At 32.5% G+C, this 11367-nt stretch carries 10 protein-coding genes and 2 pseudogenes; 10 read left to right on the forward strand and 2 right to left on the reverse strand.

Annotated features, from left to right (window positions below; genetic code table 11):
• Positions 1 to 85 precede the first annotated feature (85 nt).
• The 5 genes and pseudogenes from GHD25_RS10725 to GHD25_RS10745 form a co-directional block, all read left to right on the forward strand.
• Positions 86 to 1363, forward strand: a pseudogene (locus tag GHD25_RS10725) (ISLre2 family transposase); the annotation flags it as partial.
• A 261-nt stretch (positions 1364 to 1624) separates the two neighbouring features.
• A complete protein-coding gene (locus GHD25_RS10730) occupies positions 1625 to 2104 on the forward strand; it encodes a DUF6323 family protein (protein ID WP_033826655.1) in 480 nt (159 codons plus the stop codon).
• Positions 2095 to 3531 carry a DUF6179 domain-containing protein gene (locus GHD25_RS10735; protein WP_042337476.1) on the forward strand — a complete coding sequence of 479 codons (1437 nt, stop codon included), beginning with the start codon at positions 2095 to 2097 and terminating at the stop codon, positions 3529 to 3531. The genes GHD25_RS10730 and GHD25_RS10735 overlap by 10 nt, the downstream gene beginning before the upstream one ends.
• A 54-nt stretch (positions 3532 to 3585) precedes the next feature.
• A complete protein-coding gene (locus GHD25_RS10740) occupies positions 3586 to 4500 on the forward strand; it encodes a class I SAM-dependent methyltransferase (protein ID WP_164216691.1) in 915 nt (304 codons plus the stop codon).
• Between the two features lie 153 nt (positions 4501 to 4653).
• Entirely contained in the window at positions 4654 to 5592 is a 939-nt protein-coding gene (locus GHD25_RS10745) for a class I SAM-dependent methyltransferase (protein ID WP_033826653.1), read from the forward strand.
• 203 nt (positions 5593 to 5795) lie between these two features.
• On the opposite strand, the gene GHD25_RS10750 is transcribed toward GHD25_RS10745, so the two are convergent.
• Both GHD25_RS10750 and GHD25_RS20335 read right to left on the reverse strand, forming a co-directional pair.
• Positions 5796 to 6752 (reverse strand): aminotransferase-like domain-containing protein, encoded by a 957-nt coding sequence (locus tag GHD25_RS10750; RefSeq protein WP_320385102.1) that lies wholly within the window; start codon positions 6750 to 6752, stop codon positions 5796 to 5798.
• A 6-nt stretch (positions 6753 to 6758) separates the two neighbouring features.
• A complete protein-coding gene (locus tag GHD25_RS20335; protein WP_320385040.1) occupies positions 6759 to 7241 on the reverse strand; it encodes a GntR family transcriptional regulator in 483 nt (160 codons plus the stop codon).
• Positions 7242 to 7361: 120 nt separating this feature from the next.
• Here GHD25_RS20335 and GHD25_RS10755 point away from each other — a divergent pair.
• The 5 genes and pseudogenes from GHD25_RS10755 to GHD25_RS10775 all read left to right on the forward strand — a co-directional run bounded on the left by GHD25_RS10755 (position 7362) and on the right by GHD25_RS10775 (position 11367).
• A pseudogene (locus GHD25_RS10755) lies at positions 7362 to 7959 on the forward strand (LysE/ArgO family amino acid transporter).
• 77 nt (positions 7960 to 8036) lie between these two features.
• The gene (locus GHD25_RS10760) at positions 8037 to 8780 is read left to right on the forward strand and encodes a MerR family transcriptional regulator (protein WP_033826652.1); all 744 of its coding nucleotides are present in this window, start codon (positions 8037 to 8039) and stop codon (positions 8778 to 8780) included.
• A 73-nt stretch (positions 8781 to 8853) separates the two neighbouring features.
• Positions 8854 to 9504 carry a DUF4097 family beta strand repeat-containing protein gene (locus GHD25_RS10765; protein WP_164216693.1) on the forward strand — a complete coding sequence of 217 codons (651 nt, stop codon included), beginning with the start codon at positions 8854 to 8856 and terminating at the stop codon, positions 9502 to 9504.
• A gap of 100 nt (positions 9505 to 9604) precedes the next feature.
• Entirely contained in the window at positions 9605 to 10249 is a 645-nt protein-coding gene (locus GHD25_RS10770) for a GAP family protein (RefSeq protein ID WP_033826651.1), read from the forward strand.
• A gap of 533 nt (positions 10250 to 10782) precedes the next feature.
• Positions 10783 to 11367, forward strand: a complete 585-nt coding sequence (locus tag GHD25_RS10775; protein WP_164216695.1) for an ArsR family transcriptional regulator — start codon at positions 10783 to 10785, stop codon at positions 11365 to 11367.

An 11367-nucleotide genomic window follows, 5' to 3' on the forward strand; every position in this document is an offset into this window, starting at 1 on the left:
TGTTGAAATCTTACGATTCCAACACCAGGAATGGGGTATATGTTCTCCCACAAACATTTTACTCTAACAGACTGAATTATTTCGACAGTTACAAGAAGAATATTCCGAAATCATGAAAAAGCTATTAATGGACATGGATACTGAATTAATGGAAAGTCGGGATAAGAAGTGTCTTCGGCATGTAGGAAAACGAAACGTTCAAATTGATACCATCTTTGGGTCCGTCTTCTTTGATCGCAATTATTATTTCAATCGGAATACCGGTGAGTATGTGCATCTATTAGATCAGCAGCTCAATTTTAATGGTGCTTAAGGGGCTAGCCTGTTCATAGAGCAATTGGGAATTGAAATGGCAATAGAAGGCCCATCCTATCGCTCAGCATCGGATAACCTTGAGAAAATTGCAGGCTATCGTGTGGTTAGGCATGAATGGCTTCGCCAAAGATTACTGGAGATTTCTTTACCAACAAAAAGCGATCATATTACAAACCGTGTATTGTTTATACAAGTCGACGGATTACATGTTTCCCGTCAAAGAAGTCATCGAAAATCAAAGGAAGAAAAAATGGTTGCCGTCCACCAAGGGTGGTCAGTAAATGGTGAGCGTGTATCGTTGATACATAAACGGCATTTCCATCATGAAACAGACGAGCCATTTTGGGAGGCAGTTGAACACTTTCTTTATGACACGTTTAAGTATGATCCGATGGTCCATCTCCTAGTTATCAATGGTGACCAAGCTTCTTGGATTCAAGATGCCAAGGACTACTTTGGAAAAAATGCTTACGTCATCGTTGACCGTTATCATATTGCGAAGGAAATTAAAACTATCTTTAGAGGTCACCCGAGAAAAAATGCGATCCAACGCGCTTTTCTTGATTATAATGTTGACCAATTAATTGTTGAATTAAATACAGCGATGGGAACACTATCTACCCTGGAATTGGAAGAAGCTGCAGAAAAACTTCTAAACCAAATTGAAAACAACCCAGATGCATTTAAAGACTATCGAAAATGGCTTGAAGCCAAAGGCATAGACACCAAAGGCATGCGTCGGATGGGTAATGCAGAAAGTACTATGCGTGTTATGGCAAGGCGTATGAAGAATGGAACTAGTTGGAGCGATTTAGGGGCGAGACAAATGATTCGGGGATTGATATCAAAGCATGATCGATTAACAGTTCATATCAATTATGGATTCGATGAATCCGTAAATATTGAAGATAAACAAGAGAATAAAAAGAGTTATAAAAAACAAGTTAGAAAGACTGTCAAAGAGAGTGTTCGAAACAACGTGCCTTATTTAACGCAGTCTATTGGGAAACCAATTACACAAGCTCTCAGGGGACTACAAGGAGTGTGACGGAATTTTCAACACACTAAAATTCTGCAGGTATGTCAAAAACAGAATTCACAAAAAGTTGGCGCTCGATTTTTGGCAACAAAAATCATTGCCCACAAAAACTTGACTCACCCCATTTTGAAATAAGAATTGACAGCCGGGTAAAAAAGGAATATAATAGCATTCCTTTAAAAAATAAAATAACCCAATTATAACAATAGCATATTTTAGATTAAAAGTCAATAGTTGAATGTGGGTTTTTATCAAAAGGAGGAAGAGCACATGCTATTGCCTCAGTTTTTTCAATCCTTAGATATATCGATTTTAGAGAAATATACAGATAAAGTATTAAAAGTAAATGAAAAAACTAAACAATATGGATTGGTGCTCACTAGTAATGAAATAAAGGACATGATTATTTCTAGAAATCAAATACTTTATAACTATGGTCGAGTGGAAACGGATATTAGTGTAATTAAAGAATTAGCAGAGGTGTTTTGTACTTCCCCTTATATCGATAATAAGAATTATCAATTGACACTTAATGAATTACAAGAGATATTTTATTACATGAAAAATGAAACCGAAGATCGTATCAGTGACTCTCAATTGGTAGATATTATAAGGGAATACTTCGACGGTGTTTGTGGTGGGTCATTGGAGCTTTTAAAAAGCAAGCTTGATGAATTTGCACAAAGGTTTAGAAGTGATGTTCGATTTAGAAAGTCTGTATTTGAGGGGGATGAGCATTTGTGGGATTAGAAAAACAACATAATGATTTGTTGTTAGTAAAACAGAAAAAGATAAATAACATTCAACTATTACGAAATCAATATACAATATCTTTATTAAACGTAGGATTAAGGGAAGGGTTACTCAATAGTCAAGAAGTGTATGAAGTTCAAATACAATTAATGCAGATTTTAAAGGAGTCAATCAGGAGGTACACAAGAGAAGAGAGCTCTTCAATTAGTTCTGATGTGGCTGAGGAAATTTTAACTTCCATATTATATGCGGTAGATGCTTTTTTGTTTCAGTTAGGTGATCCGGAAAATGCTATCAACTTTGTTAAAAAAAATAATATGGAAATCACATATGAACAGGGAGTAAAGATAGTTAAGGATTGTCTTGAGGAGACGAGAGCTCTTTTTAAGGAGATAAGAAATAATAAATTAGATGTTGCTGTTGATTCTTATAATATAACAATCGATGAATCCATACCTTTATTTCTAAAAAAATATGAAGTCGTTTTTGATGCACATAATACAATGGCTAGCATTGATTATCCGTTAGCAATTGATGATATGACTATTCAAGGTGTTTATTATCTTAAACAATATTTAACCTATTTAAAAATTGAAACAGAATTTTGCCAAATGTTTAACCAAGATGATCTTCGAGATCTTTTAGTTAATTATGGGAGAATGTGTGGGTTTGACTACCGAATTGAGTTATTTAATATATTTGAGTTAGTGTTAAATAATGCAGTTTTTTCTGTTTTATCAGGAGAATTACCTAGTAGAATAAGAATCTCGGTACAACAATATAAAGAGATAAAGAATCTATTTAGTAATATGAGTGATAGTCAAATACAATTGATTATTTTAGAAGCTGTAGAAAAATTACTCCATCATTTTAATATTAGTGATTCTCTAATGTCATATTATATAAAACAATGTGGAATAAATTTGGCAAAGAGGTTAAAAAGTGTTGTTAAGCATAACCGTCTGCAAACAGTGGTTATCTTAGAACAAGAATTGAAAACTCCTCCTTTAACCACCTTTAACGCATCCGATAGAATGAGCGATCATCGATTTCGGTTATTAATTGAGAAAATCATGAATTGTGAAAAGTCAGTGGATAAGATTGATATAATTCGGACAAATTTTCATTCCCTTCATGATTATATCGATATACTTAATACCGATTGTTTATTGAACGATGAATATGAAGAACTTTTTAAGACTTTTGGTGATGTAGAACTAGCTATCTTGACAAAAATAGTGTTCTATGAAGAATTAAGAAATAATTCTATATACCTTTCTTCACCTAATATTAGAAAAAGGGAGATTGAAAGTGAATGGCAGGATCAATTTATTAAATTTATAAACAAAATTCATCCAAGTAGAAAATCAGTTATTCAGCAATATGTTTATGAAATTGATTATGAAGAAATTAGCTTTTATTAATTTAGATGGAAGATTGTCTTGTTTTATCACTATTTTAATGGAGGTGATTATTACATGAAACAAAATGAATCAAGTTTAACTTCATTAATATCAGCTTTTGGTAGAGCTTACCATAGTCAATTCGATACACCAAAAATTTTTGATGATTTTATAGCTAAAGACTTAATTTCACAAAAAGAATATCATGACATTAAAAAGAATATGGTTCAAGGCATTCAGTTCTTTAACAAAGAAATTGCGAAAAAATATAAAGGTAATCCGGAGGAAATTTTAAAATGGATTACACAAGTTCAGTTATCACCGACACCTTTAGCACGTGCTGCGTATTGCGAAAATGTATTACAAAATGAAATTAAATTTGGGGTAAAGCAATATGTCATACTCGGGGCAGGCTTAGATACTTTTTGTTTACGACACCCTGAATTGGAAAACACTCTTGAAATATTTGAAATTGATCATCCATTTACACAGGAATTTAAAGTACAAAGATTGGTTGAAGTTGATTTAAAAATACCGAAGAATCTTCATTTTATTCCGATGGATTTCACGAAAATATTTTCGTACGAAAAACTTTTTGGGAAGGGCTTTAGCTATGAAAAAACATTTATTAGTTTACTGGGTGTATCTAATTATTTAACGAAAGATGAACTATCAAGCTTGATTGAGAAATTATTCGCTGAAGTCCCATCTGGGAGCTCGATTGTTTTCGACTATGCCGATGAAAAACTTTTTGAGGAGAAAGGATTTTCTAATAGAGTAGAAAACATGGTGAAAATGGCTGCGGTAGGTGGAGAGCCAATGAAATCGTGTTTTCCATACTCTGAAATCAAGGGAATATTAGAAAAATCTGGTTTGCTCATCTATGAACATTTATCACCTTCAAAAATTCAAAATCTATACTTTGAAAACCGAAAAGATTACCTATCGGCCTTTGAGACAATTCACTATGTTCATGCGGTGAAAAAATAAAAAGAAATTATAAGTATGAGGGAATACCTTTATGAACAAGATTCTGAAAATTAAACAAAGGTCTTCTTGATCTATTCAAACTAAATATACGGTTAACAAATTTACCATGATAGAAGTTCAATGAATAATGTGGCTTTGGATAGGAGAGAGAAAATGTTTACCATATCAGATTTTCAAAATTTAATCGAACAACAGTTATTCCACAATCGAAATAAAAGTCTTTTTTATGAGTTGACAAATGGACGATTCGTTTTAAATTCTTCCAAAGAAACTAGTGCTTTATTCAAACAAAAATCCAAAGATATCGCAAATTTTATAGAAACTGCACATTTAAATGACACAACTCAAAAACTGGCAAAATACATTTCAGATAAAACGATTCGTTTATTCGTTGAGGTGAATCAATATTTAAATTTTTCCCAAAAGGATTATCTTCAACTTCAAAAAGTCTATGAAGCTCTGCTTCAACAGGTATATGAAATTTGTAATCAAAAGGAAGTATCTGAAGAAGAAATTGATCAGTTGTTTCGTTCCCATTATAAAAATCTACAGAGCTTTTTATTAGATTCAAACGGTAAAGAGATATTTAAAAAGTATAGGGAAAGCCCGGATGTACTTGAAATAAAATGTGCTGAATATACTTCTGAGTTTCAAATGAGATTATTAGGTATCTATTTGTCAAAGGTTAAACAGCCTGTTTTAGATATTGGATGTGGACAACAGGCAAACCTTGTTCACTTTTTAAGGAAAAATGACATAGTTGTATACGGGTTGGATCGAAATGTTCAGAATCTGAACAATAAAATATATCAAGTGGATTGGCTTGAGTATACGTACGTTCCAGACACTTGGGGAACCGTCATTTCTCATATGGCATTTTCAAATCATTTTATGCACCATCACTTGAGACCTGATGGAGATTATGAAAAGTATGCAACAAAGTATATGGAGATATTAAAATCCTTAAAAATTGGTGGAAGTTTTATTTATGCGCCAGGCCTTTCATTTATGGAAGAGATTTTAATATCCACATTTGATTCTTATACTGTAGAGACTGGAGAATATTCTACCATGGTAACTCGTATTAACTAAATGAAAACTATATAGCTTTCATATTATGAAAGGAGATAAGTGAAAAGGACTTTCTAACTATAGTAGGAATTGGAAAGTCCTTGTTCTGCCTATCTTAATACCAAGGAAATTGTTTGAAATTACTTCACGAACCAGTAACTCAATTTAAGGATTTTAAACCGGTATAATACACTAATACATAAGTTATAATCGTTTCATAGATTCTACATCATTTCAATGATTAATTCCGATATTCTTTTGAGGCCTTTTTTAATTTGATCTAAAGTTGCATAGGAATAGGACAACCGTAAATGTCTATGATCGTCCTTATCATATATATTACCTGGATTTAGCAGTATTCCCTCTTGAATAGCTTTTTCAAATAACTTCCTAGTGGAAATACTAGGAGTGATTTTTAGCCAAATATAAAATCCCCCACTTGGAATATTCCATGTAGCTATATTAGAAAAATAAGTATTTAAAATTTCAATCATATAATCCCTTCTACATTTTAATTCACTCCTAACTAAAGTTAAGTCCTCTTCATACCCATTTTTAAGCCATTTATTTACTAAAAATTGTGAAATAGAACTTGAGCCGTAATCTGTTTGCATTTTAATGTCAGCAAGACGGTTGATAACAGGTTCGGGCCCAACAATCCAGCCAATCCGCAGGCCTGGACTGAATGTCTTAGATACACTTCCAATATAAAGTACACTACCTTGCTTATCATTTGCTTTTAGTGGTTTAGGCGGTGGTTGTTCAAACCACAAATCACCATAAACATCATCTTCAATTATAGGAAGAGAAGCTTTTTGACAGTCTTCCAAAAGTTGTTTTCTCCTTCTTTCAGACATTAGAGTGCCTGTTGGATTGTGGAACGATGGTATTGTATAGATTAAAGCAGGGTTGTGCTGTCGTTTTAAACGACCAATGGATGCATATTTGATCCCTTCCTCATCCATAGGGATACCGAATAAATTCATGCCGGCAGATTGAAAAACATGAATAGAATTAAGATATGAAGGTGATTCATGAAAAATAACTGAACCCCGTTGTAACAGACCGATTGAAATCAATTGTAAAGCTTGTAAACCGCCGGAAACAATCAATATAGATGAAGGCGAAGTTTCGATGCCCTTTCCTTTTAAATAATCACAAATTGTTTCCCTGAGGTGAATGCTCCCTTAAGGTCCTTCATACCCTAAAGATAGGTTACTTCTCATATCCATTTGCAACAGTTTTGTTAGTTGATTACAAGATAACAGTTCGGGGGAAAGTTCACCGGTTCCTAGTCGAATTATATGAGGATTTGTTTCAGCCTCATTAATTTTTTGTACGCTGTTATTATTGGGCTTATGAATACCAGAACGTACATAATCAATCCAATTAGGAGGAGGTGACGATGCTAGAACTCCCCAAGTATTATTTATTACTGTTGTACCACTTCCAACTTTCGATTCAATTAAACCATCTGCGGAAAGTTCTTCAAGAGCCATAATAATTGTACTTCGGTTAACATCAAACTGTTTTGCTAAGTTTCTTTGTGACGGTAACTTCATTCCAATAGACCATTCTCCATTCAAAATTTTCCTTTTTATGTAATTGTAGATTTGTAGATGTAAAGGTAATGATGAGGATTTTTTCGGCTTCCATTCTATATTACCCATCTTTCAACCCTCCTCGTATTTTTAATAATTATATGAAATGGTTGGCTATTTTTCCAACCAATTGGTTGGAGACAAACAGAGTAAATTCTCTTATTCTAAAATACGATGGGAGGGAAAAAGATGGAAGCCTTGGTTCATGGAATCATTTTAGCTTTTGGATTAATAATTCCTTTAGGAGTACGAAATATTTTTAATCAAGGAGCAACTCATAAAAGTTATGTCTGCATTTCCAGCTGTTATAACGGCTGGTATTTGTGATACGATTCTTATTTCATTGGCAGTAGCAGGTGTATCGATTATTATTTTTAAGTTTTGAATGGGTTCGTGTTTTATTATATACAATAGGATTTATTTTCTTAATATATATAGGTTGGCTAATGTGGAAGGATAGATCTGAACTGAACGATGCAGAAAATAAACAATTTTCTCCAAAAAGGCAAATTACGTTTGCTGCTTCCGTGTCCTTACTAAATCCACATGCCATTTTGGATACGATAGGGGTAATTGGGACGAACTCATTGCTCTATCAAAATCATGAAAAATGGATTTTTACAATTGCGTGTATTGTAGTTTCTTGGGTTTGGTTCTTTGCCTTAGCTATGCTGGGAAAAGAGTTGGCCGATTTAATAAAAATGGAACTATTCTAAAATGGATAAATAAAATTTCTGCGATATTAATTTGGTGCATTGCAATTTATATGGGAATAAAAATATTTTGAGCAAAGACCAGGAGAGATACTTGAAAGTGACGTAACGTAATCTTATATACTTATAGTCAGAATGAGGTGATAGGGAAATGATTTCAATTAAAGAATTAACAAAACAAACTGGAGTTTCTGTTCGAACAATGCGTTATTATGATGAAATAAATTTATTGCCTCCAGCTGGAAAAACAGAAGGTGGGCATCGATTATATAGTGAAAAGGAGATAAAAAAACTTCAGGAAATCCAATTTTTAAAATCTTTAGGATTTCGTTTAATCGAGATAAAGGAGATGTTATCTGATAAAAACTGGGATTGGGAGATCGGACTAAAAAATCAGTTAAACTATATTTTGCAAGAAAAACAAAGAATTATTCAAATAGAAAAAACGCTAAAAGGACTCTTAAACACCCTAAAAATTGAGAATTCGGTTGATTTGACATATATAAATAAATTAATTCAATTGTATCAGAGTAAAAATGAACAACAAAATATATTTCGTGATAAATATTTTCATCAAGGTGAAAGGAAATTACTTAACAAATTACCGAAAATGGACAGTGATGATCCGCACTCTCTTGAATGGATTTCCTATTTGGTTGATTTGAAAAAATTCAAACATAAGGGTGCTAATTCTCCAGAAATTCAGCAAATTATACATTGTATGTATGAAAAGGCAATAGATACATTTGGTGAAAATGATGATTTTTTTAATAAATTATGGGAAATACGTAAATCACCAGAAAAATCAACAAAGATGGGCTTTTATCCGATAGAACAGGATATATTAAATTTAATAGAAGAGGCATGGGATTTTTATGAAAATAAGCGACATTGAAGTTTCATCTGTAAAATTGTTCAAGGTAGAATAGATGGATTTTTATAAAAATTTATTTTTAAGAGGGATAAAGATGAAAAAATATTTGATTACTATTTTTTTAAGCATGATATTGTTAACGGGATGTAATTTTAATCAAGAAGAAGTTGTACACTCAATTGATCTTGATGGTATTGATACTATTTACATTGACCATGGAAGTGAAAATGTTCATCTAATCAGTGTAGAACAGTCAAATTTAGAAGTGTTACACTCAAATAAAAATATTGATGTATCCGAAAAGGCAAATGAAGTATCCATATCTATGGAGAAAAGGATCTTTAACATTGGTCCGAAAATTAATTTAAATAATCAACTCATAGTCAAGATTTCAAAAGATTTTACAGGAAAAGTTATTATTAATGGAACATCCGGAAATGTAACATCGGAAGACCTTGAAACAACAAATATCGAAGTAAATGAGAAAAGCGGGAATGTTACACTAGACTTCAAGGATTTCCATAGTGATGTAAATATTACAACATCGAGCGGAAACGTAGTTGTATCGTTGAATACGATACAACCGGACATTGAATTACAGACAAAGACAGCAAGTGGGTTACAAACAATTACTGTACCAATTGACATAGAAAAGCAAAATGATAAATCGATTGAAGGGAAAGCAAATGAAGGAATTTATTTTATTGGAATAAAAACAGCCTCGGGGAATATTTCTATACGATAATTGACGTACTTTTCCTATCCTATTAAGTGTTTTGTGTTTATTGTGTAAAAATCATTATTGTGAATATTTAGCCAATAATGCAAGAAAAGGATGATATAAAGTGAGTTTTGAATTTTTAATTCCGATAGGCATATTAGCTTTAGTGGACACATTGAGTCCGACAACGTTAAGTGTAACTGTTTATATGCTACTTATGGAAGAGGAGCGATTAATCAGAAGGTTATTTGCTTATCTGTTAACGGTTGGCATCTTTTATTTTACTGTAGGAATATTTTTAATGATGGGGGTTGGAAGTATTTTCCATAAGTTTCCGAGTTTCGATGAAAGTGTTATACTCAGTCAATTTATGTTTTATTTAGGTTTGGGGCTATTTATTGGGAGTTTTTTTGTACCAGCTAAATCCACCCCTAAAACATATAAACCGAAGTCGAAAAGTATGTTGGCCATGGTTATGCTTGGCTTAATGACTGGTTTAATTGAAGTCGGGACAGCATTACCTTATTTTGCGGCTATCGGCATCATGACAACAGTCAAATTAAATCCATTTCAATGGATTCCCATACTAGCAGGTTATAACTTCATTATGGTACTTCCACCGCTCATTCTTATTGGAATACATTTATTATTTAAACAATGGCTTCGGGAACCATTAATGAAAATAAAATTGAGGTTAGAGAAAAACCAGGGAGCAACATTGTCGTGGATTATGGCTATTGTTGGTTTAATTATTTTGATAAATAGTTGATGATTAAAAGATTGGAATGAATATTTTATTAAAAGAATAATAGTTTTATGAGAACAAGAAATCCTTCACTTTGAAGTAGCAAAAAAACGAAAATGATAAATAATAATATTCCTTTGAGACATATGTCTGTTCTGGCAAGTAGCAATCAATATAAACTATATGGAAAGTGCTACTTATTTTTGCAGGGTTTTAGACGATACAGATAGGGATACACATGACGGTTAGAGGATAGTTCTTTAAATTTCTTCAAGATTTATTATCACAGACATCATGAAATCCAAAGGGATTTCTGTCTTTCCGATTAAATTTATAGTTGAAGTTCTTTGATAAGAAAAAGTGATTTTTCCTAATAAATATTTCCTGTTTTTTTAGAAAAATATGGTTATAAAACTTAAAGGTGAGAATAGCTCCCGTAAATACTTGACAGATTCTGTTGCAGTTATTCATTTCCTTTTTTTAATTTTTTATAGTATAATACAGTCAAATATTTTTAACCGTTTTAGTTTATTTTACAAAGGGTGGTTATTAAAGAGATGAAAAATAATTTGATTATTGATGATTTTAATCAGTTAAAAGCATTAAGTGATCCGTTACGTGCCGAAATGATGATGCATTTGGTGATGCGTGCTTATACTGGTCAACAACTTTCTGAGATTTTGTCAATCCCACGCGGGAAGATCCATTACCACCTAAAGGAATTGGAGAAAAATGGGTTAGTCCAAATCGTAAAAACGGAAGAAAAAAATGGTATTGTACAGAAGTTTTACCAAGCAGTGGCGGCTGATTTCCAAATTTCTGAAAAACTTCTTCCGAGAAAAAAGGAAATAAGAGATACAACCAAACAATTAATGTATGGAATTCTAGAACGTGCCAAACAAGAAATTAGGGAAGCTCCCGCCGAATCCTTCGAAACAAGAGAACCGAATGAAAAACCATTGGAACGACGTTTTATTTCTTCTACTTGGGAACTGGAGGCAACGGAAGAGCAATTTAAACAATGGAAAATAAAGTATTATGCTCTTTTAAAAGAGTTACACCATATGGGCCTACAATCAAAGGGTAAGAAAAATAAATATTATATTACTACCGTTGGTTTTCAAACGGATGAGAAAGAATAA

It is taken from the genome of Virgibacillus aidingensis (assembly GCF_010994035.1).
GTDB lineage: Bacteria > Bacillota > Bacilli > Bacillales > Amphibacillaceae > Virgibacillus_N.

Coding starts and splice junctions, on each gene's coding strand:
- GHD25_RS10740 (WP_164216691.1), top strand. CDS start 3,586: ATGAAACAAAATGAATCAAGTTTAACTTCATTAATATCAGCTTTTGGT.
- GHD25_RS10765 (WP_164216693.1), top strand. CDS start 8,854: ATGAAAAAATATTTGATTACTATTTTTTTAAGCATGATATTGTTAACG.
- GHD25_RS10745 (WP_033826653.1), top strand. CDS start 4,654: ATGTTTACCATATCAGATTTTCAAAATTTAATCGAACAACAGTTATTC.
- GHD25_RS10775 (WP_164216695.1), top strand. CDS start 10,783: ATGAAAAATAATTTGATTATTGATGATTTTAATCAGTTAAAAGCATTA.
- GHD25_RS10760 (WP_033826652.1), top strand. CDS start 8,037: ATGATTTCAATTAAAGAATTAACAAAACAAACTGGAGTTTCTGTTCGA.
- GHD25_RS10730 (WP_033826655.1), top strand. CDS start 1,625: ATGCTATTGCCTCAGTTTTTTCAATCCTTAGATATATCGATTTTAGAG.
- GHD25_RS20335 (WP_320385040.1), bottom strand. CDS start 7,241: ATGGGTAATATAGAATGGAAGCCGAAAAAATCCTCATCATTACCTTTA.